The following is a 23,511-nucleotide window of genomic DNA, read 5'->3' on the forward strand; positions in this document are numbered from 1 at the left end:
GCCCTCCTAGTGCAGATCCGGCCAGGAGAGCGCGCAAACGATCGGCGGGGACCCGAGCAGGAGGCGGACCCGGCGGACACCGCACATGCAGGGCCGCAGCAGGCGGCCGGGTCAGGCGTGGCGCACGAGGCGGAGGGCGCCCGGATCGACCCGTGCCTCGAGCAGCGCCGCCCCCTCGGCGCCGGAGGCCCGGAGCCGCTCGCCGTCGGCGTAGATCGGCACGCCCGCGGGAACCTCGACGCGCAGCCGCCGGCCCCGGTCGAAGCGCGCCGGCGGCAGGCCGCGGTGCAGCCCGAGCATCGCGAGCGGGAACAGCGCGAGCAGGCCGGGCCGGCCCAGCCCGGATACGGTGAGCACGTCGAGCAGCCCGTCGTCGATGCGCGCCTGCGGGATGAGCGGCACCCCGCCGCCGACGGTGCGGCCGTTCAGCAGCGCGAGCAGCTGGGTGCGCCGCCGCTCCGGCGCCGCCCCGTCGAGCGCCACCTCGAACTCGGCGGATTCGAACTCGCGCACGGAGCGGGCGAGCGCCACGAGATACCGGGCGGTGCCGGAGAGATGCCGCAGCTCGTTCGCCCGCTCGTTCACGAGGGCGTCGAAGCCGATATCGATCGAGTTGACCGCGACCCCCTCGGTCACGACATCGCCGACGCGCAGCCGGTACCGCAGCACGTCCACGCGCCGATGGCGGCACCGCCGGTCGCGCAGGTCCGCGAGCAGCCGGGACCGCGCCCGCGCCGCCCCGCCGCGGGGGATGCCCGCGGAGCGCGCGAAGTCGTTGCCGGTGCCCGTCGGCACCACGCCGAGCGGCACGTCGGTGCCCGCCACGAGGGAGGCTCCGAGCGAGACCATGCCGTCGCCGCCCTGCACGACCAGAGCCGTAGCGCCCTCCGCGAGCGCGGCGGCGGTGCGCTCCCGCAGCTCGGCGAAGCCCGCGCCGCGCACGAGGCGCACGCCCTCGCAGTCGGCGACGCCATGCTCCGCGCCCCGGCCCGCGGCGGGATTCAGGGCGTAGACGATCACGGCGGCCTTTCGTACGTGCGGGGCGCGGCGCTGACGGCGCCGCGCGGCGTATGGAGCATATCGGGGCGGAGGCCCGCAATTGCTCAGGGGCGCGGGTCGTCGGCGTCGTACGCCCGGAATCCGGGCAGCAGCCGCAGCAGCGTCGCGACGAGCAGCATGATGAGCAGCCCTCCGAGCAGCGGCGGGAACCACAGCGCCACGAGCGAGGTCAGCACCCCGGCGTAGAGGTCGCCGAGCCGCGGCCCGCCCGTGACCACGACCGTGAAGATGCCCTGGAGCCTGCCGCGCATCTCGTCCGGCGCCGCGGTGAGGAGCATCGAGGAGCGGAAGATCGCGCTCACCTCGTCGGCCGCGCCCGTGCCCATGAGTGCGATCCCCGCGAGCACGAGCGCAGTCCAGTTCACCTGCGACCAGTCCGCCCCCGCGGGGCCGAGCGCTCCGAGCTGCGCGAGCAGCAGCACGAGGCCGAAGAGCCCGATGAATCCGCCGTAGACGATGACGGCGCCGCCGATCGCGATGCCGTAGCGCCGAGTGTGTGAGACGGGCCCCGAGAACAGGCTCGCGAGGAAGGTGCCCGTGGCGGCCGCGGCGGTCAGGACGCCCACGGTCACCGCGCCGCCGCCCACGACGAGCGCCCCGGCGGCCGGGAGCAGCACGTACGGCCGCCCGAGGGTCATCGCGACGAGGTCGATGAGGAATCCGGCCCGGATGTTCGGTGCGCGGCGCAGGAACCGCAGTCCGTCGAGCACGGCGGCCAGCCCCGGTCGGGACGGCTCGCTGAGCGGCCGGAGGCGCGGCAGGGTCACGACGCCGAGGAAGCCGGCGGTGAACAGCACCACGTCGACGAGGAAGGTGACGGGCAGGCCCACGGCGGCGACGAGGATGCCCGCGAGCGCGGGGCCGGCGGTGAGCTGGATGCCGAGGGAGATGCCGCTGAGCGCGGCGGCCGCGGGCACCTTGTCGAGCGGGAGGATGCGCGGGTACACGGAGGTCCGCGTCGCGCCGCTCACCGTCCCCGCCACGGAGTTGACGGTGGTGGCGACGTAGAGCGGGACGATCTCGAGGATCGAGCCGCCGCCGGCGGACGCGTAGTAGAAGGAGAGCCCGGCGATCGCGAGAGTCGCGATCCAGCCGACCAGGGTGGAGACGAGCAGCACGCGGCGGCGGTCGAACACGTCCGCGAGCATCCCGCCCCACAGCCCGGCGAGGATCATCGGCAGCAGCGCCACCCCGCCCACGAGGGAGACCGCGAGCGTGGAGTGCGTGAGCGCGTAGACCTGCAGGCCGACGGCCACGACGGTGAGCTGCGTGCCGATGCCGGTCACGGCCGAGCCGATCCACAGGCGCGCGAAGGCCGGCGATACCCGGAGCGGGCTGAGGTCGACGAGGCGCCGCCGCGCGGTCATCGGCCGTCGCCGGCGGGCGGGGCGGGACGCGCTCGGCGCCGGCGCACCCCTATCGGACCCGGCAGGCCTGGTCGCTGCGGCACGCGGCCGAGCAGGCGCTGTAGAGCGCCGTGGTGCCCCGGGGCGCGGTGGTCGCGGCGAGCATCCCCGCGAAGGGGCAGGATGCGGGCGCGCGCTCGGCCTCGCCGGCTGCGGCGGCGAGCGCGTCGGATGCGGCCGCGGCGCCCCGCTCGTCCACGCGCGAGGGCACGGGCTCGCCGTCCCCGTAGAGCAGGTTGAGCGCGGCGATGACCTCTTCGGTGCGGCCGGCGCGGGTGAGCTCCTTGACGCGCATCGTGGTGGGGTGCAGCAGCGCGTTGCCGAGCCGGCGCATCGCCGCGGCGAGCTTGTCCTCGGCGCCGGTCTTCTCGATCTCGTGCGAGACGCGGCTCTGCACGACGCCGCGGAACTGGGCGAGCGCCCGCGCGGACTCGTGCTCGCGGCGCTCCTCCTCGAACTTGGCGGCGGCGCGGGCCACGATGCAGCGGGCGAGCTCGGTCGCGCCGAGGTCCTCGAGCGGGGCGTGCTGGCGGACCGTCTCGATGTCGAGCAGGTCGACCGAGTCGAGCTTGCCGACGATCGGGTCCACGTTGCGGGGCATGCCCATGTCGACGATGAGCAGGCGCTCGCTCGACCCTGGGGCGAGCCGCGCGTTGCGCACCGAGTCGTAGCCGAGCACGTAGGTCTCGGTGTTGGTGCAGGTGATGACGAGGTCGGCGCTCGAGAGCCACTCGGGCAGGCGCGCGGCCTCGATGTCGGCGATCTCGTAGCGCTCGCCGAGGGTGTGCTCGCGTCCGGAGGGCGAGTGCACGCCCACGCGGCCGACGCCGCGGTCCTGCAGCGCCTTGAGCGAGGCGCCCGCGTAGGTGCCGGTGCCGATGAGCACCACCTGCGCGCGCGACCAGTCGAGCACCTGCGAGCCGGCGAGGTCGAGCGCGAGGCTCACGAGCGAGCGGCCCTGCGAGGCGAGGTGGGCGTGCGCCTTGACCCCCTTCGAGGTCGTGGCGGCGGACTGGAAGAGCCGTTCGAGGTCGCTCGTGGTGAGGTGCGCGTCCCGCGCCCCCTCGAGGGCGCGGTTCACCTGCCCGGCGATCTCCTCCTCGCCGAGCGCGACCGACTCGAGCCCGCTCGAGACGGCGAAGAGGTGCCGCGGCACGTCCTGCTCGAGGTGGACGGTGGTGCAGGCGCGCAGGTCGTCGACGCTCGAGTCGAGCGTGGCCGCGAGCGCGGGCAGGAAGCGCTCGAAGTGCGCCTCGGACTCGACGTCGAGGTAGACCTCGAAGCGGTTGCAGGTCGACAGGACGACCCCGCCGGCCGTCTCGGCGGAAACGCGGATGAGCGCTTCGAGCGAGGGGACGGAAACGGCGCTGAACCGTTCGAGCAGCGAGAACCCGGCCGAACGATGATTTGCGCTAAGACAGACCAGCATGATTGCTCGATTCTACGCCAGTTCGCAGGATTAAGCGCGGCCGGGCCGCCCGCCTCGGTTATGCGCCAGAATGGTCGGATGAGCACCATTCTGCCCTCGGACCACCCTCTCGTCGACGGGCGCACCGCCGCTGCGCCGCTCGTGCGCGCCTCCCGCGGCGAGCGCTCCGCGGCGCTCCCGGTCTGGTTCATGCGCCAGGCGGGCCGCTCGCTGCCCGAGTACCTCGAGGTGCGCGAGGGGGTGCCGATGCTCGAGGCCTGCCTGCGCCCGGCCCTCGCGAGCGAGATCACGCTGCAGCCCGTGCGCCGCCACGGCGTGGACGCCGCGGTGTTCTTCAGCGACATCGTCGTGCCGCTCAGGCTCGCGGGCATCGACGTCGAGATCGTGCCGGGCCGCGGCCCGGTCTTCGCGGATCCGGTGCGGGATGCGCGGGGCGTGCGCGAGTTCGCGGCGCGGCTGCGCGGCGAGAGCGGCGGCGATCTCTTCGCGCCCATCGCCGAGGCCGTCCGCCTCACCGTCGCCGAGCTCGGCGCGACGCCGCTCATCGGCTTCGCGGGCGCGCCCTTCACCCTCGCTGCCTACATCGTCGAGGGCGGCCCCTCCAAGGACCACCTGCGCGCGCGGTCGCTCATGCGCGCCGAGCCGGAGGCCTGGCACGAGCTCACGACCGCGATCGGCGAGATCTCGGCGGCGTTCCTCGAGACGCAGATCCTCGCCGGCGCCTCCGTGGTCCAGCTCTTCGACTCCTGGGCAGGCTCGCTCTCGCGCGAGACCTACCGCTCCTCCGTCTCGGCCTCGAGCGCGATCCCGCTCGGCCGCGCCGCGACCTTCGAGACGCCCGGGGGCGAGCGCGTCCGCTCCATCCACTTCGGCGTCGGCACCGGCGAGCTGCTCGCCGACATGCACGCCGCGGGCGGCGACGTGCAGGGCGTCGACGACCGCATCCCGCTCGACGAGGCCGCGCGCCGCCTGCCCGGCGTGCCGCTGCAGGGCAACATCGATGTCGCGGCGCTCTTCGCGCCCGAGGAGGTGCTGCGGGAGCACGTGCGCGACGTCGTCCGCCGCGGCGCCGCCGCGCCCGCGCACATCGTCAACCTCGGCCACGGCGTGCCGCCCGAGGCCGACCCGGCCGTGCTCACGCGCCTCGTCGAGTTCGTCCACACGCTGCCCGGGGAGGGGCTCGCCTGATGACCCGCGTCGCGGTGATCGGCGGCGGGATGGCCGGGCTCACCGCCGCCCGCCGGCTCGCGCTCGACGGCGCCGAGGTCGTGCTCTTCGAGGGCTCGTCGCGGCTCGGCGGCCTGCTCGAGCGGGGGATGCTCGGGGGCGGGATGCGCGTGGGCGTCACTTCCGCGGATGGCTCGCGGAAGCACGGGGATGACTCGGAGGAAGGCGGATCGTGGCAGGCGGATCCGCTCGCCCGGTTCACCGGCGAGGCGAACACGGACGATGCCCGCGTCCAGGGCGATGCCGCGACGCCCCTCGAGGCCGTCCGGGATCCTCTCGCGATCGACATCGGCGCGGAGGCCTTCGCCGTGCGCGGCGGGGCGGTCGAATCCCTCATCCGCGCGCTCGGGCTCGAGAACGAGCTCGTCGAGCCGCGAGCCCTCGGCTCCTGGGGGCTCGGGGCGGCGGGCGCCTATCCCCTGCCCAAGGGCGGCCTGCTCGGCATTCCCGCGGGCCCGGATGCGCCGGGGCTCCTCGAGGCCGTCGGCCCCGAGGGCGTCGAGGCCGTCCGCGCCGAGGCCTCGCTCGACCCCGCCGTGGGCGCGGATGCCGAGAACCTCGCGGAGCTCGTCCGCGCCCGCTTCGGGCCTCTCGTGCTCGATCGGCTCGTGGCGCCGGTGACCCGCGGGGTGTACTCGCTCGACCCCTCGCTGGTCGACCACCGGGTGCTCGCGCCGGGGCTGATCGACCGCCTCGCGGAGCACGGATCGCTCTCGCTCGCCATCGCCTCGCAGCGCCGCGCGGCCTCTCCCGGCGCCCTCGTCCGCGGCATCCGCGGCGGGATGCAGCGGCTCGTGGACGCGCTCGCGGCAGACTGCGTCCGGCTCGGCGTCGATATCCGGCTCGACGCGCCCGCCGCGATTCGCGACGGCTCCGCAGTCCGTCCTCGCCCCGCCGCCGGCCCTGTCGTCCGTCCGTGCCCCACCGCCTCCGGCCCCGTCATCCGCTTCCTGCCCGCGGCGACCGACCTCGATGCAGGCCCCGGCTCGGACCCAGGCTCCGGCTCCGTCCCGGGACTCGGACGGGGCTGGCTCGCCGAGCGCCCCTCGGGGAGCGCTCACGGGCGGGCCGGCGGCGAGCACTTCGACCGCGTGCTCGTCACGACCGCCTCGGCGATCGGCGACGCCGCCGATCCCGTGCCCTCGGAGGTCGTAGCACTGCTCGTGGAGGCGCCGGAGCTCGACGGCGCGCCGCGCGGCACGGGGGTGCTCGTCGCCGACGCCCCCGGGGTCGCCGCGAAGGCGCTCACGCACGTCACCGCCAAGTGGCCGTGGCTCGACGAGCGGACGCCCGCGGGCGCGCACGTGCTCCGGCTGAGCTACGGCCCGCGACCCGCCCGATCGGACGAGCAGGGCGCCGCGGCGCCTGTCACGACGGAGCCGCGCCCGCCGGCGGAGGAGCACGACGGCGGCTTCGCCCCTCCCCCGCGGGCCCTCACGGCGGGGCTCCCGGATGCGGAGGTCGCGGCGCTCGCGCTGGCCGACGCCTCGCGCATCCTCGACGTGCCGCTCGACGCATCCCGGCTGCGCGGGCTCGCGCGTCGCGAATGGCGCATGCCCGCCCCCGCGGCCCGGGTCGGCAGGGCCGCGCAGCTCGAGCGCATCCGCGCGGAGCTCGACGCCCTGCCCGGCCTCGACGCCTGCGGCACCTGGATCGACGGCACCGGCCTCGCCTCCGTTATCCCCGGCGCGGAGCGCGCCGCCGAGCGCATCCTGCGATAGCCCTCCGAATCTTGGCCGCGAATGGTCGTTCTCCCCGGCTCAGAACGACCATTCGCGGCCAAAATCCGTGTGGGAGGATGGAGGGCATGGGTGCATCTTCTTCTGGACCGATCCGGATCGGCACGCGCGGGTCGAAGCTCGCCGTCGCGCAGACGACGATGGTCGCCGAGGACCTCGCCCGCCTCACCGGCCGGCCGTACGAGATCGTGAAGGTGACCACGCACGGCGACGTGAATCGCGCCTCCCTCTCCACCCTGGGCGGTCAGGGCGTGTTCGCCACCGAGCTCCGAGAGGCCCTGCAGCAGGGCGAGGTGGACGTGGCCGTGCACTCGCTCAAGGACCTCCCCACCGCCCCCGCGCCGGGGCTCCGGCTCGCCGCGCATCCGCCGCGCGAGGATCCCCGCGACGCGCTGTGCGCCCGCGACGACCTGAAGTTCGAGGAGCTGCCCCGCGGCGCCAAGGTGGGCACCGGTTCGCCCCGCCGCCGCGCCCAGCTGCGAAGCTTCCGCCCCGACCTCGAGCTGCACGACATCCGCGGCAACGTCGACACCCGCCTCGCCTTCGTGAGCGACGGCGAGCTCGATGCGGTGCTGCTCGCCACGGCGGGCCTCAGCCGCGTCGGCCGCACCGAGGCGATCTCCGAACGGCTCCCCCTCGAGGACTTCCCCACCGCGCCGGGACAGGGCGCGCTCGCCGTCGAGGTGCGCGACGACTGGCACGACGCCGATGACGCCTTCCTCGAGCTCGACGACGCCGCCACCCGCGCGGCCGTGGACGCCGAGCGCGCCGTGCTCAACGGCCTCGATGCGGGATGCCAGGCCCCGGTCGGCGTCTTCGGCCGAGTCGACGGCGGCGCCCTGAGCGTGCTCGCGCGCGTCTACGGGCAGGATGCGGTGGCCGAGGCACGCGGCGAGATCGCCGTGGGCCTCGCGACGGTGCCGCGGGAGTCGGATGCCCGCGCACGCGGGGAGATCGCGCGCGAGGACTACGCGCCGGCCCGGCTCGCGCTCGAGCTCGTCGAGTCGCTCTTCGCGCAGGGCGCCGCCGACTTCATCGGCGCATGACCGCCCTGCCCTCCTCGGAACGCGCGCGATCTGCCCTCGCCGGCGCGCGCGTGCTGCTGCCCCGCGGCGGCGCCTGGGGCGAGGAGGCGAGCGCCTCGGTGCGGTCCCGCGGCGCGGAGCCGATCGTGTGCCCGCTCATCGGCTTCGAGGCCGTTCCCATCGCCCCCTCGCTCGCGCGGCTCGCGGCGGGGGGATACGCGTGGGTGGTCGTCACGAGCCCCCGCGCGGCGGCGGCGCTCACGGATGCGGCGGTGCCCGCCGCGACCCGCATCGCGGCGGTCGGCCGCGCCACCGCCGCGGCGCTGCGCGAGCTCGGGCTCGAGCCGGCCTTCGTGCCCGCGGAGGAGTCGGCGCGGGGCCTGCTCGCCGAATGGCCGGATGCGGGGCCGCGGGCGAACCGTGCCGACGCGCATCCGGAGGGCGGCGCGGGCGGTGCCGATGTGCTGCGCCGCGGCCGCGCGTCCGTCGACGACTCGGCGGCGCCCGCGGAGCATCCCGGCCGTGTCCTCTGGCCGCGCTCCTCCGAGGCCGCCCCGACCATCCGCGAGGGCCTCGAGGCGCTCGGCCACCGGGTCGACGACCCCGTCGCGTACCGCACCGTGCCGCTCGCACCCGGCGCGGAGGCCCGCGAGCGCATCCTCGCCGGCGAGGTCGACTACGCGCTCGTCACCAGCGGCAGCGTCGCCCGTGCCCTGGCCGCCGCCGTCCCCGCCGGAACCATCCCCGCCGTGACCATCGGCCCGCGCACCACGCGCGAGGCCCGCGCCGCCGGCATCCACGTGCGTTACGAGGCCGCCGACCGCAATGTCGGGGGCATGCTGGACGCTATAGAGCAGGGCCGCGAGCCCGAAGGAGAGTAGTCATGCAGAAACCAGTGATCCGCCCGCGGCGGCTGCGCCAGTCCGTCGCGATGCGCAACCAGACCCGCGAGTTCGCGGTGCACCCAAGCGAGCTCATCCTGCCCGTCTTCGTGCGCGAGGGGCTCGACGAGGCGCAGGAGATCTCGTCGCTGCCGGGCGTCCACCAGCACACGCTCGAGTCGATCCGCCCCGTCGTGAACGAGGCGGCCGAGCTCGGCGTCGGCGGCATCATGCTCTTCGGCGTGCCGGCCGAGCGCGATGCGATCGGCAGCGGCGCGACCGACCCCGAGGGCATCCTGAACCGCGGCCTCCGCGTCGTGGCCGAGGAGGCGGGCGACGCCCTCACCGTGCAGGCCGACCTGTGCCTCGACGAGTTCACCGACCACGGCCACTGCGGCGTGCTCGACGTGCGCGGCGAGGTGGACAACGACGCGACCCTCGAGCGCTACGACGAGATGGCGCTCGCGCAGGCGGCCTCGGGTGCGCAGATCCTCGGCCTGTCGGGCATGATGGACGGCCAGATCGCCTCCGCCCGCGCGGCCCTCGACCGCGCCGGATTCCACGACACGGTGCTCCTCGCCTACTCCGCGAAGTACGCCTCCGCGTTCTACGGACCCTTCCGCGAGGCCGTGGACTCGCAGCTGCAGGGCGACCGCCGCACCTACCAGATGGACCCGGCGAACCGGCGCGAGGGCCTGCGCGAGACGCGCCTCGACATCGAGGAGGGCGCCGACATCGTCATGGTCAAGCCCGCGATGAGCTACCTCGACGTGCTCGCCGACACCGCCGCGTTCTCCGAGGTGCCGGTGTGGGCCTACCAGGTCTCGGGCGAGTACGCGATGATCGTCGCCGCCGCGCAGAACGGCTGGATCGACCGCGACCGCGCCGTCGCCGAATCGATCGTGTCGATCCGGCGCGCGGGGGCGGATGCGGTGCTCACCTACTTCGCGCTCGAATACGCCCGCGCCCTCCGCGGTTGACCCGCAGGCCGCTCCCCGGGATCCTCGGAGGGGCGGCCCCGCGCATCCCCGGCGCTCCCGCTCCGACCATCCCCGACCCTCAAGGAGACCAATGACCACCTCGGCCGAATGGTTCGACCGTGCCCGCGCCGTCACCCCCGGCGGCGTGAACTCCCCCGTCCGCGCGTTCGGCTCCGTCGGCGGCACGCCCCCGTTCTCGGTGCGCGGCGAGGGCGCCTGGCTCACCGACGCCGACGGCGACCGTCGCGTCGACCTCGTCTGCGGCTGGGGCCCGCTGCTGCTCGGCCACTCGCACCCCGAGGTCGTGGAGGCCGTGCAGTCCACCGCCGCGCGGATGATGTGCCCGGGCGGCTCCACGATCGGCGAGGTCGAGCTCGCCGAGGCGATCGTCGGGCGGCTCGATGCCGTGCGCGAGGGCGCGGTCGACGAGGTGCGCCTCGTATCGACCGGCACCGAGGCGACCATGACCGCCATCCGCCTCGCCCGCGGGGTGACCGGCCGCGACCTCGTCATCAAGTTCTCGGGCTGCTACCACGGCCACTCGGACGGGCTGCTCGCCGCCGCGGGCTCGGGGCTCGCGACGCTCGCGCTGCCCGGCTCGGCCGGCGTGCCCGCGCCGATCAGCGGGCAGACGATCGTGCTGCCCTACAACGACCTCGACGCCGTGCGCGCCGCGTTCGCCGAGCACGAGGGGCGCATCGCCGCCGTGATCGTCGAGGCCTCGGCCGCGAACATGGGCGTCGTGCCCCCGCTGCCCGGCTACAACCGCGGACTCGCCGAGATCTGCCACGACGACGGCGCGCTGCTCATCTGCGACGAGGTGCTCACCGGCTTCCGCACCGGCCCCGCGGGCTGGTGGGGCCGCGAGCAGGAGGACGAGGAGCGCGGCGGCTGGACCCCGGACCTCTTCACCTTCGGCAAGGTCATCGGCGGCGGCATGCCCGTCGCCGGCCTCGGCGGCCGCCGCGAGGTCATGGAGCACCTCGCGCCCAACGGTCCCGTCTACCAGGGCGGCACGCTGAGCGGCAATCCCGTCGCGGTCGCGGCGGGCGTCGCGACGCTGCGTCTCGCCGACGACGCGGTGTACGGCGCGGTGGACGCGGCCTCCGACCGGGTGGTCGCCGCGGTCAAGCGCGAGTTCGACCGCGTCGGGCTGCCGTTCGCGGTGCAGCGCGTGCGCAACCTGTTCTCGTTCGCGATGGGCGACGGCGCGGCGCTCGGCTGGTCGGGCGTCGACGAGTTCGGGGCCCCCGCGCCGCGGAACGAGGACGAGGTGAAGCGGCAGGAGTCCTGGCGCTACCCGGCGTTCTTCCACTCGCTGCTCGACGCGGGCGTCAACCCGCCGCCGAGCGTGTTCGAGGCGTGGTTCCTCTCCTCCGCCCACGACGAGGAGGCGCTCGCGCACCTCGAGGCCGCGCTGCCGGCCGCGGCCGACGCCGCCGCGGGGGCCACGGCCCCGTAGCCGTCCCGCGTCCATGCAGAGCCGCTCCCCCGGGTCCGAGATCAGCATCCTGCTGGTCTCCGACCCGGGCCTGCCGTCCCGCCGGCTCGAGGCCGCGATTCCGCGTCTCGAGTCCGAGCTGCGGCGCCGCTTCGACGCGCGCGTCTCGGTGCGGCACCGCATCGAGCTGATCCGAATGCATCCCGACTTCGAGCTCGACACCGAGACCGCCCGACGGCTCGCCGCCGAGTACGGAGATGTCGGCGCGACGGTGCTGCTCACCGAGGTGCCGAGGTACCGCTCGGGCAGGCCGCTCGTCGCCGAGGCCATCCGCGAGCCCGGCATCGGCATCGTCTCGTTCCCGACGCTCGGCGCGGGCGGGCGCAACCGGCTGCTGCGCGCCGTCCTCGGCTGCGTGCTCGAGCTGCGGCCCGCGCCGGTCGCCTCCGATGCTGATGCGCCGCGGGTCGAAGGCCGATGGCGGGAGGGCGCGGACGGGGCCGCCCGCGAGCTGCGCGCCTCCTCGCTCGTGGGCGTGCCCAGGCTCGTGCTCGGCATGGTGCTGGCGAACGAGCCGTGGCGCACCGCGCCGAAGCTCTCGAGCGCGCTCGCCGCCGGTCTGGCCGTGGGCGCGTTCGGCATCTTCTACAACTCGATCTGGCAGATGGCGGATGCGCTCTCCACCGCGCGTCTCCTGTCCATCGCGCTGCTCGCGGTCGCGACGATGGTCGCGTGGCTCATGCTCAAGAACGGGCTCTGGGAACGGGGTCCGCTCGGGCGCGGCAGGGCGGTGATGATGCTCTACAACGCCACCACGATCGCCACGCTCACGCTGTGCGTGCTCGCGATGTACCTCGTGCTCGCGACGGTCATCTTCCTCGCCGGCCTGGTCGTCATCGATCCCGGCTTCATGTCGACCGTCCTCGAGTCGGAGGCGCGGCTCACGAACTACGTGGACGTGGCGTGGCTCAGCGCCGCGATGGGCACCGTGGCCGGTGCGCTCGGCTCCCAGTTCGACTCCGATACGGATGTGCGTCGACTCACCCACGGCCAGCGCGAGCGTCAGCGCGTCCGCGCCGAGGACGAGGGCTGACCGCGGGCGGCCCGCGCCCGGGCGGTTCGGCACGCAGATGGGTCGCAGTTCGCGGTTATGGGTCCTCCAAAACCGCGAACTGCGACCCATCTGTGGAATGCACGGCTGCGCCGGGCCATGCTCCGAGCGCGAGAGCCCGCGCGGTCAGGAGCACGCGCAGCCGGATACCGGCGCGGCCGGGACCAGGCGGGCTCCAGCGATCAGGCGGGCTCGAGCGGCTGCGGCAGGTCGGGCTCGTCCTCCGCCACCTTCGCCTCGATCGTGCTCCACAGCTCGGCCACGTGGCGCTCCACCTCCTCGAACACGCTGCCGACGTTCGCGGCGCTCACCTCGGCGCGCACCGGGATGTCCCACTCCAGGTAGGTCTTGCCCGGATAGCGGATGATCTCGTCGCCGCTGCGCATGGAGACGATGTAGTCGGCGCCGCGGAGCACGTCGTCGGTGAGCGGCTTCGGATAGGCGTGCTCGGCGTCCAGGCCGCGCTCGCGCAGCAGCTCGACCACCTCGGGATACACGTCCTCGCCCGGGCGGGCTCCCGCCGAGCGCACCTCGACGCGGTCCCCGGCGATGCCGGCGAGCGCCGCGGCCGCGAGCTGCGAGCGGCCCGCGTTCTCTGCGCAGACGAAGAGCACCTGCGGCAGCGGCCGCTGCAGCAGCCCCTTGGAATAGGCGAGCGATCGCAGCCGGCTCTCGGCGAAGTTCCCGGCGAGGGATGCGACGTAGGTCTTGATCCTGGCGGTCCGGTGCAGGGTCGTATAGGACTCGTAGACGATCCGCTCTACGAGGTCGGGGCTGAAGATGCCGTCGTATCGTTCGGCTAGATGCGCGGCGGTGCGCTGGAGTACTCGGTCGTCGGTCTCGTCCGTGGGCGTGGGATTCGTGGTCATGGCGAGGTTCCTCACTCGTTGGAGTCGTCGTGCTTGGGACTTCGTCGATCGGTCGGGGCGGCGTCGCCCCGTGTCACAGCATGCTGCGGTTCTCCGCGAGAACCCGGTCAGCCGCCTCCACGTTCGCTCAGGACCGCTTGCTCGTGCCCGGCCCGGGCCCTCGCGTTGCGACCGCCTGCCCGCATTCTGGCCGTGCTGCCCGTACTCAGGTGGCCTCGGCTGCGCTCGGATTCCCCGCGTTCGCTTCCCTCGGCGGCCCCGGTGATGGTGCCGCACAGATGCGTCGCAGATCGTCGTTCTGGCGCGAGCAAAACGACGATCTGCGACGCATCTGCGGGCGAGAAACCCCGCAGCGCGGCACGCGGCACGCGGCCGGCGGCCATCCGTCATCCTCGAGCCGCCCCGCAAACTCCACCCTGCGGTCAATGCGGCCGCCCTGCCGAGGCGGATAGCATCCGAGCACGGCATCGGTTCGTCCCTCGAAGAAGGCCGGCGATGCCCGCACGACTGCGCAGGGGGTGGGATCGCATGAGCGGCTCGAAGAACGCGTCCGAGGCGGAGCTGCCGAGCGGCCGCCACGAGATCCCCTCGCGCAGCGCCTCCGCGTCCGCCCCCGCATCGGAGACCAGGAGCGCGGCAGCCGCCCCCGGCGGCGGAAACCCGCCCGGCACCGGCGGCGTCCCCGCCCATCACGGCAGACGACGCCGCAGCCCCTTGCCGCTGCTCCTGCTCGGTGCCGCGATGCTCCTCGGCACCACCCTCACCCCGGTCGCGATCGGCGCGGTCAGCGTCTCGGTCGCCGATCACGACCGCGAGATCGAGCTCGCCGCCGACTCGGGCGTCGCGCACATCCCCGTGCCCGCCGACTGGCCGCTCGAGCGGCGCCCCTTCGCGGATGCCGCCACGATCCACACGCCCGACGGCGCCCTTGCGCTCTGCGTCGCCCCCGCCGAGCCCGCGGCCGATGCGGCCGCCCTCCTCGAACGACTCGCCGCGCGGGACGGCTGGAGTACGGCGCACGCCTCCACGGAGCATGCGCCCTCGGGCGCGGAGGTGGTGCACCTGCTCCGCGAGGGCGACGCCCAGGCGGAGTCGTGCGACGGCCACCCCGTCGAGATGCTCATCGCCGTCGCCCCGGCCGGAGACGGGGACGCGCCGTTCATCGAGGTGCGCGTCGGCGCGGACGGCGAGCTCGCGCCCTACCTGGGCGAGCTCGCCGACCTGGTCGAGGGGATGCGCGCATCATGATCCGCCGCTCCCGACGCCTCGGGATCGCCGCGCTCCTCGCGGCGCCCCTGACGCTCACCGCGTGCGCCGCGCCGATCCCCACCGACGCCGAGTGGCACCCGCGGACCCCCGAGAGCGTCTCCGAGCTCGCCGCGGCCGGCGAGGACATCGGGTTCGCATCGATCGACCCGGCCGAGCTCGACGGCGTGACGCAGCACCGCACGGTCAGCACCGACCTCGGCGTCGACCTGCGCTGGCCCGAGGTGGCCGGCGCGGACGGGCTCAACGAGGCCGTGGAGCAGCATCAGTGGGCCCTCATCGAGCAGCGGGAGTCGGCGAGCGGCGTCGCGTACGCGCCCCAGGCGCAGGAGGCCGGGGCGGGGCTCGGACCGGATGCGCGCGGCTGCGCGCCCGGGGCGACCACGGCATCCGTCGAGGAGCTGCGCGAGACGGCGACCGAGGCGGACCTCGTGTCGACCTGCGAGATCGTCGCGGCGGGCGGCGGGATGCTCGGCATCCGCTGGCGCACGCTCGAGGGCGAGGACGAGCGGCTCGAGACGAGCTACTACGACGCGCTCACGGGCGCGGAGTACAGCGTGGCAGATCTGCTCGACCTCGACGACGCGGCGATGGACACGCTCTGGCACGAGGCGGTGCAGGCGATGCGCGTCGATGCCGGCGCCCTCACGCTCTGGCCGACCGGCGAGCCCGCGGTTCTCGACGACGCGGCGCGCGAGCAGTTCGGGGCGGCGCTCGCCGCCGGGGTGCTCGAACCCGACGGCTCGCTCGTGCTCGACGTGCCCGGCGGCTTCGACTCGCCGGAGCTCGAGGCGCTGCCGGGGCGCGAGGATGCGGCGCACCACGACCGCATCCGCTTCGCGCCCGATGCGATCGCGCCGTTCCTGAACGATTCCGGGCGGTCGGCGCTCGAGCTGCTCGGCGAGGACAGCCCGTGGCAGCCGCCGCAGTCCGACGTGCTCGGCGCGCACGCCGACTGCGACCTGGTCGCGTGCCTCGCCCTGACCTACGACGACGGCCCGAATCCCGAGATGGCCGGGCTCCTCGACTCCCTCGCCGAGCACGGGGCGGTGGCGACGTTCTTCTTCATCGGCAGCTCGGTCTCCGGCAACGCCGACATCGTGCAGCGCACGCAGGACGAGGGGCACGAGGTCGCGAACCACAGCTGGAGCCATCCCGATCTCACGACGCTGAAGCCGAAGGAGATCCGCGAGCAGATCGACCGAACGCAGGATGCGATCGCCGCGATCACCGGCGTCGCGCCGACGCTCGTGCGACCGCCCTACGGCGCCTTCGACGACGCCGTGGTCGGCGCCTGCGACCAGCCGCTCGTGCTGTGGGACGTGGACACGCTCGACTGGGAGGATCCGCCGGTGGAGGAGCTCACGGCGGACGCGGTGGGCACGCCCGAGGCCGGGTCGATCGTGCTCATGCACTCCATCCACGACGGCTCGATCGAGGCGACTCCGGGCATCGTGGACGGGCTGCACGATCGCGGATTCGAGCTCGTGACCGTGAGCGGCATGTTCGACGGCGCGGTGCCCGGCGTCGTCTACTCGGGGCGGTAGCGGCCGGCGCCCTTGGTAGACTCCGGACGATGGCGACCTCGGACAACACGCATACCGGCCCTCGCCATCCCGCGCCGAATCTCCTGCAGCAGGCGATGTTCTGGTTCCAGTGGTTCACCCCGGCGATCGGGCTCTTCTTCCTCGTCATCGGACGGGCGATCTTCTACGGGCAGACCGTCGCCTGGGGCGGACTGGTCTTCTCCGTCTTCGGCATCCCGATCGCCGCGGTGGCCACGATGTGCTGCCTGCTCACGCTGGGCCCCGAGGCGAACCGGGCGACGAAGTCGCTGCCGCTGCCCTCGGCGGTGCTCGGCCTCATCGCCCTCGTCGTTTTCCCCATCGCCGCGGCATTCGTCGAGGACTTCGGCGATAGCGAGAACCCCGGCACGCGATCGGCGGTGGGCCGGTGGTTCGAGATCGGCTACTCGACGACCAGCGCGATCAGCACGACCCTGCTGTGGCTCGGCCTCATCGCGTTCTTCGCCTCGATCGCGCTCTCATTCCTGCCCCGACGGCCTCGACGGCGGGCATCCGCCGATTCCTAATCCCGGCCGGATGCGTCGGCGCGGTCATCGACGCGCCGGGAGCGCTCCGGAGCGGTTCCCGTTCCGCAACGAGCGGCCCCGACCGGCGCTGCGGTGAATGCCTGAGGCGGGCTTCGAGCGCCCGGCACCTGGCATCGGCATCGGCATCGGCATCGGCATCCAACATCCGACTTTCGGCACTCAGCACCAGCACCAGCGAGGTTGGCGGCGGGACGGCGCCCGCCGCAGGGCATCTCCCCCTGCAGGGCGATGTTCCTCCGCCTCCGGCAGGATTCGCCCGCTCCGGCATGGTTCGGCTGGCGCCCGTGTGGTGGACTCACAGGGACGGGAGGGGCCAGATGCTGCAGAATCGCAAGCGCGCCGGGGCGCTGCTGGGCGTGGTGCTCGGCGCGATCGGGATGACCGGATGCGCGGCCCCCGACCCGGATTCCCCGCCGGTGGCAGCCGCGCTCGAATGGGTGCGGCACCTCTGCAACGGCGACTACACGGAGGCGAACGCGCTCTCCTCGCACTTCCATCGCTTCGAGCAGGACTACCCGGATCAGGCAGCCCAGCTCGCACTCGCGGATGATCTGGGCGAGGAACGGCTCGACGAGCTGACCGAGGAGGGCATCGACACGACTCCGCAGCTCAAGGTCGCGGAATTCCTCTTCGCGGACGACGAAGAGGATCTCGCGATCGTCACGGTGACCGGGTCCTGCTTCGGCGAGACGTTCACGACCGAAGTCACGGTCAGCGATGCGGGGGATGGCCTGTGGTCTGCGGCGGATCGCATCCCGACATGGAATGTCGGGGCACGATTCGTGATCGACGGCATCAGCCATCCCGCGGCGCCGGCGCAGGTGGAAACCGGGGCGAGGTTCCACGACCCGGCAGATCCGAGCAACCTGACGTGGATCCTGCCGCCCGGCGAGCACGCCGTGGCCTTCGAGGATCATTTCCTGCTCGAGCCCGTCCCGGAGCTGACGCTCGAAGTCGGCATGTTCGATCTGGATACGGAGTGGGAAGATCCGGTCCCCGCGACCACGGAACGAGTCGGCCCCGTCTTCGAGCAGTTCGTCGCCGATTGCGGAGAGGAGGGGGTCTGCCTCCTTCCGGCGAGCGCGGTCCGCGTCGACGGCGGACCTCTCGCCACGGAGGCCATCGCCCCGACCCCGGCCGCGTTCACGGAGGGGAGCCTCGAGTTCACGGGATCGGTGGCCGTGTTCGGTCTGACCTTCACCGATACGACGCTCACGGAACCGAATCCGTACCGGTGGACGATCGAGGATCCGCAGACGGGCACCGCGAGGGCGGATGCGCTCGGCGCCGAGATCGCCACGTTCCACTGCCCCACGGGCCAGACCTGCACGGTAACCCGCGAGGAGTTCTTCGAGGCGGCGCAGTCGCTCGACGAGGTCTACTTCGCCGAGGTCGACGGCGAGATCCGCGTGACCGAGCTCAGCGTCTCGGGCTGAGCGGCCCTCCGCGGCCGCGAGCGCTCGCGACGTGCCGCCCCCGCACAGATGCGTCGAACTCTGTCGTTATAGGCGGCCGATAACCGCAATCTGCGACGCATCTGTGGAGAGTGACCACGACCGAGGGGGCGCCCACGAACTGAGCGGCACCCTTCAGGGCCGGCACGATCGGGCGCGCACAGATGCGTCGCAATCTGTCGTTATAGGTGACCGATAACCGCAATCTGCGACGCATCTGTGCAGAGTGGCCACGGCTGAAGGACGGACGCGGACCAAGAGCGCCATGTCAGCGCCGACGCCGTCGAGCCCGCACAGATGCGTCACGATCTGTCGCTATGGGCGCCGCATACCCGCAATCTGCGACGCATCTGTGGAGGTGACCGCGCTCGAGGACCGCCACCAGCCGAAGAGCGCCGCAACGGCTCCGGCACGATCGAGCCCGCACAGATGCGTCACAGTCTGTCGTTATGGATGCCGCATACCCGCAAAGTGCGACGCATCTATGGAGAACGGCCACGACCGGGGATGGAGGGGAACCGAAGAACGCCACGTCAACGCTGACGCGGTCCGGCCTGCACAGATGCGTCGCACTTTGCTGTTATGGGTGCCGGATAACCGCAATCTGTGACGCATCCGAGGGAGGCGAAGACAGCGGAAAGGGATCGAGGATGGTTCGGAGGGTGCGGACCCTCGCGGAACCGTCGCCGGCTCCGAGAAACCACCGGCGCCGGGAAGGCCCGACAGCGCCCCCACGCTGCAAGCGGCCCGGCGCCGGTCCGAGGCGGGGACGGGCCAGAAGCACGGACGGACCGGCCCGAAGCAGGGACGGACCCGAGGCAGGCACAGCCCAGGACAAGCACGAACCCGGGACAGGCACAGCCCAGGACAAGCACGAACCCAGGACAGGGACGGACCCGTGGCAGGCACGGCCCGGGACAGGGACGGACCTGAGGCGGGGACGGGCCTGAAGCACGGACGGAACGAACCGAAGCAGGGGCGAACCCGGGACAGGGAAGGGCCCGGGCAAGGACGGACCCGAGACAGACACAGACCAAGCAGGAACAGACTCAAGACAGGCACGGCCCAGACGGCGAGCACTCCGAGACCAGGACCCCGGGCACGAGGAAGCGCCGCGCCCGGGAACGGATCCCGGCGCGCGGCGCTCTCGACGGCCGACAGGGCCGCTACGCGGCGACGGGCTGCACCGCGTCCGCCTTGCGCGTGAACTGCTTGAGCAGGATCACCGCGATGGCCGCCACGATCATGCCGACCACGACCGAGAGCGCGAACGCCCAGATCGGGTCCATCGCGAAGAACACGAAGAAGCCGCCATGGGGCGCCCGCAGCGTGGTCTCGAAGGCCATCATCATGCCGCCGGTGACCGCACCGCCGAGCATCATCGAGGGGATGACGCGCAGCGGGTCGGTGGCCGCGAACGGGATCGCGCCCTCGGAGATGAACGCCGCGCCGAGCAGCCAGGCCGCGCGGCCGTTCTCCCGCTCCTGCGGGGTGAAGAGCCTTCCCCGCACGGCGGTGGCGAGCGCGAGCGCCAGCGGCGGCACCATGCCGCCGCCCATCACGGCCGCCATGATCATCATCGAGGACTCGGTGCCTGCCGAGAGCCCGGCGGTCGCGAAGAGGTAGGCCGCCTTGTTCACCGGGCCGCCGAGGTCCACGCACATCATGAGCCCGAGGATGACGCCCAGCAGCACCGCGGAGCCGCCCGTGAGGCCGTTGAGGAAGTCGGTGAGCACCTGCATGAGCCACGCCAGCGGCGCGCCGAGCAGCAGGTACATGAGCAGCCCCACCACGGCAGTGGTGAGCAGCGGGATGATCACGACGGGCATGAGGCCCGCGAGCCAGCGCGGGGTCTTCCAGCTCGCGATCCAGCCCGCGATCGCGCCGGCGAGCAGGCCCGTGACGAGACCGCCGAGGAAGCCCGCATCCACCGCCACGGCGACCGCGCCGCCGATGAAGCCGGGCGCGATGCCCGGACGGCCGGCGAGCGAGTAGGCGATGTAGGCCGAGAGCGCGGGGACGAGGAAGCTCAGCGCGAGCCCGCCGACCGCCGCGAACACGGCGCCGAGGTAGACGAGCAGCCCGCCGTCGGGCAGGGAGGCCAGCGAGGAGTTCGCGAGGATGTCCTCGAACTCGTTGGTGATCTCGTAGCCGCCCAGGAGGAACGCGAGCGCCGTGAGCAGACCGCCCGCGGCCACGAACGGGATCATGTACGAGACACCGGTCATCAGCGCCTGCTGGACGCGCTTGCCGATGCTGAGGTTGCCCTCGCCGCCCGAGCCGTCGCCGTCCTCGCCGCTGCCGCCACCGCCGATGCGGTGGCCCTTCGGGTCGTCGATGGCCGCGAGCGCGTCCTCGATCAGGCCGGCCGGGTCGTTCACGCCGCGCTTCACACCGCTCTCCACGCCGGGTTTGCCGGCGAAGCGGTCGCGGCCGCGCACGCCGACGTCGGTGGCGAGGATGACCGCATCCGCGGCCTCGATCTGCGCCGCGGGCAGAGGCTTGTACCCGCTCGAGCCCTGCGGTTCGACGATGACCTCGACGCCGCCGCGCTCCTTGCCCGCCTGCGCGATCGCATCGGCGGCCATGAAGGTGTGCGCGATGCCGGTGGGGCACGCGGTCACGGCGATGATGGTGCGGATCGGCCCGCCCTCCGCGGCATGCGCCGCGGCGTGCTCGGGCGCCGCATCCGCCGACGCGCCCGCGGCGGGCTCGGCGTCGGAGTCCTTGACCGCGTCCTCGACGAGCGCGACGACCTGCTCTGGCTCGGTGGCCTCGCGGAGCGCGGCGAGGAAGTCGGCGTGCACGAGCTTGCCGGCGAGGCGGGCGAGCAGCACGAGGTGGTCGTCGTGGGCGCCGTCGGGCGCGGCGATCATGAAGGCGAGGTCGGCGGGCCCGTCCGCGGAGTCGAAGTCGACCGCGGGCTTGAGCCGCACGAAGGCGAGCGTGGCCTGCTTCACCGCGGCCGAGCGGCAGTGCGGGATCGCGATGCCGTTGCCCATGCCGGTGGCGCCCTGCTCCTCGCGGGCGAGCGCGTCGGCGGCGAGGCCCTCGGCGTCGGCGCGGCCGCTCGCGGCCACGAGCGCGGCCATCTCGCGGATCACATCCTGCTTCGTGGCCCCGAGGTCGATATCGAGCTGGACGAGCGCCGGGGTGATGATCCCTGACGATGTTGCGGTCATGATGGGGTTCCTTTCACGACGCCCGGTTCGGGCGGGTCACTGGGGTTCGAGTCGGCGAGCGCGCGCACCGGCGTGCGTTCGAGGTCGAGGTCTGCGGGAACGGGGATGCCCGTGCCCTCGAGGGATGCGGCCGCGGAGCCGTAGGCGACCGCGCGGCGGAGCGCCTGCGGCTCGGCCTCGCCGCGGGCGCGGGCGATGAGGTAGCCGGCGAGGCTGCTGTCGCCCGCCCCGACGGTGGAGCGGGGCACGATCGGCGGCGGGGAGGCGAACCAGGCGCCCTCGGCCGTCGCGAGCACCGCGCCCGCCGCGCCGAGGGTGAGCAGCACCGCGCCGGCGCCCCGCTCGACGAGCCGGCCGGTGGCCTCGAGCGCCTCCGCGAAGTCGCCGCGCTCGGCGGCGGCCTCGAGCCGGTCGCCGTCGCCGCCGACGAGGGAGGCGAGCTCGTGCGCGTTGGGCTTCATGAGATCGGGCAGATGCTCGGCCCCTGTGAAGGCGGCGAGCGGCGCGCCGGAGGTGTCCACGGCGATCCTGGCGCCGAGCTCGCGCAGCCTCGGCACGAGGCGCACGTACCAGTCCTCCGGCAGCCCGGGCGGCAGGGATCCCGCGAGCACCACCCAGTCCGCCTGCGCGGCGAGGTCGAGCACGGCGGCCTCGAGCGCCTCCGCGCGCTGGCCCTCGAGCGGGGCGCCGGGGGCGTTGAACTTCGTGGTGGTGCCGTCGGGCTCGACCACGGTGAGGTTCACCCGCACGTCCTCGGCGGGGGTCCGCCTCGAGTCGAGGCCGAGGGCGGCCACGCCCGCGGCGAAGGGATGCGCCTCGGGCGCCGGGTAGACCGCCACGGTCTCCACCTCCGCCGCCCGCAGCGCTCGCGCGACGTTGATGCCCTTGCCCGCCGAGATGTCCCCGGGGGCGCCGGTGCGGTGCACCTCGCCGCGGACGACGGCGCCGTCCACGGCGATCGTGCGGTCGATGCTCGGATTGGCGGTGACGGTGACGATCACGGCAGGCTCACCTCCACCCCGGCGTCGTCGAGCGCTTCGCGCAGTTCGTGTGCGGGCTGTTCGTCGGTGATGATCATGTCGACCTCCTCGAGTGCGGCGAACCGGTGGACGAGTTCCCGCTCGAATTTCGATCCGTCGGCGAGGACGACGGCTCGGCGCGCGGAGCGGACGATCGCGCGCTTCGTGGCGGCTTCGAGCTGGTCCGGGGTGCTGAACCCGTGCGACACCGAGACGCCGTTCGTGCCGAGGAATGCGAGGTCGAAGCGCATCGACTGCAGCTTCTGCACCGCATCCGGGCCGACCAGCGCGCGCGTGATGCCGCGCAGCGTTCCGCCGACCACCTCGAGCTCCCGGCCCGCCTCGCTGAGGGCGGTGGCGGCGGGGATGGAGTTGGTGAGGACGGTGAGGTCGTGCTCGCCGCGGGCCGCGAGCAGCCGCGCGAGGGCGAGCGTGGAGGAGCCCGCGTCGAGGAAGACGGATGCGCCGGCCGGGATGAACGCGAGCGCGTGCTCGGCGATCGCGCGCTTGGCCTCGGCGTGCTGCTCGATCCGCGCCTTGAGCGTGGACTCGATGGTGGATCCCGAGCCGACCGGGACCGCTCCGCCGTGGACGCGGGTGGCCTTGCCGGAGTGCTCGAGGAAGGTGAGGTCGCGGCGGATGGTCTCCTCGGTGACCCGGAACTCGCGCGCAAGCGCGGCGACGCGGACCCTTCCCTGCTCCCGCAGGCGACCCGCGATGAGGTCGTGGCGCTCCGTGGCGTGCATTATTCCGCGCTCCATTGCTCGTATCGAGGCGACTTCCGCGTCGCCTGCGGCCAGCCTACCCCGAACCGATGTGGGAAACAACAAAAACCCACACATTCCCACATTCCATCCCACCCGTCCGGCCCGCGGCACGATCGCGCCGGATGCTCTGGCAGGATGAGGGCATGCGGCTGCTGCTCAACATCATCTGGCTCGTCCTCGCGGGCTTCTGGCTGTTCCTCGGCTACATGCTGGCGGCCCTGATCATGTGCGTGCTCATCATCACGATCCCCTGGGGCATCGCCGCCGCGCGCATCGGCCGCTACGCGCTGTGGCCGTTCGGGCGCGAGGTCGTGCAGCACCCCAGGAGCGGCCTCGGCTCGCTGCTGGGCAATATCGTCTGGGTGGTCTTCGCCGGCTTCTGGCTCGCGATCGAGCACATCGTCACCGGCGTGCTGCTCTGCATCACGATCATCGGCATCCCGTTCGGCATCGCCAACTTCAAGCTCGTGCCGGTGGCGCTCATGCCGCTCGGCAAGGAGATCGTGCGCTCGCGGGGGCGCGGCGCGTTCCTGCCCTGAGGCC

General features: G+C 73.4%; 19 protein-coding genes. 12 read left to right on the forward strand and 7 right to left on the reverse strand.

Annotated elements, in window-relative coordinates; genetic code table 11:
* Positions 1–111 precede the first annotated feature (111 nt).
* The 3 genes from FM112_RS07045 to FM112_RS07055 all read right to left on the reverse strand — a co-directional run bounded on the left by FM112_RS07045 (position 112) and on the right by FM112_RS07055 (position 3,894).
* Positions 112–1,020 (reverse strand): diacylglycerol kinase family protein, encoded by a 909-nt coding sequence (locus FM112_RS07045; RefSeq protein WP_176386717.1) that lies wholly within the window; start codon positions 1,018–1,020, stop codon positions 112–114.
* A gap of 83 nt (positions 1,021–1,103) precedes the next feature.
* Positions 1,104–2,426, reverse strand: a complete 1,323-nt coding sequence (locus tag FM112_RS07050) for an MFS transporter (protein ID WP_087005634.1) — start codon at positions 2,424–2,426, stop codon at positions 1,104–1,106.
* A 49-nt stretch (positions 2,427–2,475) separates the two neighbouring features.
* Entirely contained in the window at positions 2,476–3,894 is a 1,419-nt protein-coding gene (locus tag FM112_RS07055; protein ID WP_087005637.1) for a glutamyl-tRNA reductase, read from the reverse strand.
* A 78-nt stretch (positions 3,895–3,972) separates the two neighbouring features.
* Between FM112_RS07055 and hemE the strand changes: the two genes are divergently transcribed.
* From hemE to FM112_RS07090, 7 genes are all read left to right on the forward strand, one after another.
* Entirely contained in the window at positions 3,973–5,082 is a 1,110-nt protein-coding gene (gene hemE / locus FM112_RS07060) for a uroporphyrinogen decarboxylase (RefSeq protein WP_087005641.1), read from the forward strand.
* Positions 5,082–6,842, forward strand: a complete 1,761-nt coding sequence (locus tag FM112_RS17410) for an NAD(P)/FAD-dependent oxidoreductase (RefSeq protein ID WP_087005644.1) — start codon at positions 5,082–5,084, stop codon at positions 6,840–6,842. Before hemE ends, FM112_RS17410 begins: the two co-directional genes overlap by 1 nt.
* A gap of 86 nt (positions 6,843–6,928) precedes the next feature.
* Positions 6,929–7,906, forward strand: coding sequence for a hydroxymethylbilane synthase (gene hemC / locus FM112_RS07070; protein ID WP_254910401.1), 978 nt, complete (start codon positions 6,929–6,931; stop codon positions 7,904–7,906).
* The gene (locus tag FM112_RS07075; protein ID WP_087005650.1) at positions 7,903–8,766 is read left to right on the forward strand and encodes a uroporphyrinogen-III synthase; all 864 of its coding nucleotides are present in this window, start codon (positions 7,903–7,905) and stop codon (positions 8,764–8,766) included. The genes hemC and FM112_RS07075 overlap by 4 nt, the downstream gene beginning before the upstream one ends.
* 2 nt (positions 8,767–8,768) lie before the next feature.
* On the forward strand, positions 8,769–9,746 hold the full coding sequence (hemB, locus tag FM112_RS07080; protein ID WP_087005654.1) for a porphobilinogen synthase: 978 nt from the start codon (positions 8,769–8,771) through the stop codon (positions 9,744–9,746).
* Positions 9,747–9,837: 91 nt separating this feature from the next.
* The gene (locus FM112_RS07085; protein ID WP_087005657.1) at positions 9,838–11,208 is read left to right on the forward strand and encodes a glutamate-1-semialdehyde 2,1-aminomutase; all 1,371 of its coding nucleotides are present in this window, start codon (positions 9,838–9,840) and stop codon (positions 11,206–11,208) included.
* A gap of 13 nt (positions 11,209–11,221) precedes the next feature.
* Positions 11,222–12,280: a hypothetical protein gene (locus FM112_RS07090; RefSeq protein ID WP_087005660.1), complete on the forward strand. Its 1,059-nt coding sequence runs from the start codon at positions 11,222–11,224 to the stop codon at positions 12,278–12,280.
* A gap of 200 nt (positions 12,281–12,480) precedes the next feature.
* Here the strand turns inward: FM112_RS07090 and FM112_RS07095 are convergent, their stop codons facing one another.
* Positions 12,481–13,167 carry a low molecular weight phosphatase family protein gene (locus tag FM112_RS07095; RefSeq protein ID WP_087005663.1) on the reverse strand — a complete coding sequence of 229 codons (687 nt, stop codon included), beginning with the start codon at positions 13,165–13,167 and terminating at the stop codon, positions 12,481–12,483.
* Between the two features lie 495 nt (positions 13,168–13,662).
* Between FM112_RS07095 and FM112_RS07100 the strand changes: the two genes are divergently transcribed.
* The 4 genes from FM112_RS07100 (at position 13,663) to FM112_RS07115 (ending at position 17,982) form a co-directional block, all read left to right on the forward strand.
* The gene (locus FM112_RS07100; RefSeq protein WP_140400607.1) at positions 13,663–14,415 is read left to right on the forward strand and encodes a hypothetical protein; all 753 of its coding nucleotides are present in this window, start codon (positions 13,663–13,665) and stop codon (positions 14,413–14,415) included.
* On the forward strand, positions 14,412–15,980 hold the full coding sequence (locus FM112_RS07105) for a polysaccharide deacetylase family protein (RefSeq protein WP_087005669.1): 1,569 nt from the start codon (positions 14,412–14,414) through the stop codon (positions 15,978–15,980). Before FM112_RS07100 ends, FM112_RS07105 begins: the two co-directional genes overlap by 4 nt.
* Positions 15,981–16,009: 29 nt before the next feature.
* Positions 16,010–16,525, forward strand: coding sequence for a hypothetical protein (locus FM112_RS07110; protein ID WP_087005672.1), 516 nt, complete (start codon positions 16,010–16,012; stop codon positions 16,523–16,525).
* A gap of 338 nt (positions 16,526–16,863) precedes the next feature.
* Positions 16,864–17,982, forward strand: coding sequence for a hypothetical protein (locus tag FM112_RS07115; protein WP_087005675.1), 1,119 nt, complete (start codon positions 16,864–16,866; stop codon positions 17,980–17,982).
* A 1,184-nt stretch (positions 17,983–19,166) separates the two neighbouring features.
* Here FM112_RS07115 and FM112_RS07120 read toward each other — a convergent pair.
* The 3 genes from FM112_RS07120 to FM112_RS07130 are packed head-to-tail and all read right to left on the reverse strand — an operon-like array spanning position 19,167 to position 22,947.
* Positions 19,167–21,182 carry a fructose-specific PTS transporter subunit EIIC gene (locus FM112_RS07120; protein ID WP_087005679.1) on the reverse strand — a complete coding sequence of 672 codons (2,016 nt, stop codon included), beginning with the start codon at positions 21,180–21,182 and terminating at the stop codon, positions 19,167–19,169.
* Positions 21,179–22,183 carry a 1-phosphofructokinase family hexose kinase gene (locus FM112_RS07125; RefSeq protein ID WP_087005682.1) on the reverse strand — a complete coding sequence of 335 codons (1,005 nt, stop codon included), beginning with the start codon at positions 22,181–22,183 and terminating at the stop codon, positions 21,179–21,181. The genes FM112_RS07120 and FM112_RS07125 overlap by 4 nt, the downstream gene beginning before the upstream one ends.
* On the reverse strand, positions 22,180–22,947 hold the full coding sequence (locus tag FM112_RS07130; RefSeq protein ID WP_087005685.1) for a DeoR/GlpR family DNA-binding transcription regulator: 768 nt from the start codon (positions 22,945–22,947) through the stop codon (positions 22,180–22,182). The genes FM112_RS07125 and FM112_RS07130 overlap by 4 nt, the downstream gene beginning before the upstream one ends.
* A gap of 164 nt (positions 22,948–23,111) precedes the next feature.
* Between FM112_RS07130 and FM112_RS07135 the strand changes: the two genes are divergently transcribed.
* Complete coding sequence (locus FM112_RS07135; protein WP_087005745.1) at positions 23,112–23,507, forward strand: YccF domain-containing protein; 396 nt, start codon at positions 23,112–23,114, stop codon at positions 23,505–23,507.
* The last annotated feature ends 4 nt before the right edge of the window (positions 23,508–23,511 follow it).

The sequence above is a fragment of the Gulosibacter sp. 10 genome, from assembly GCF_900163695.1.
GTDB lineage: Bacteria > Actinomycetota > Actinomycetes > Actinomycetales > Microbacteriaceae > Gulosibacter.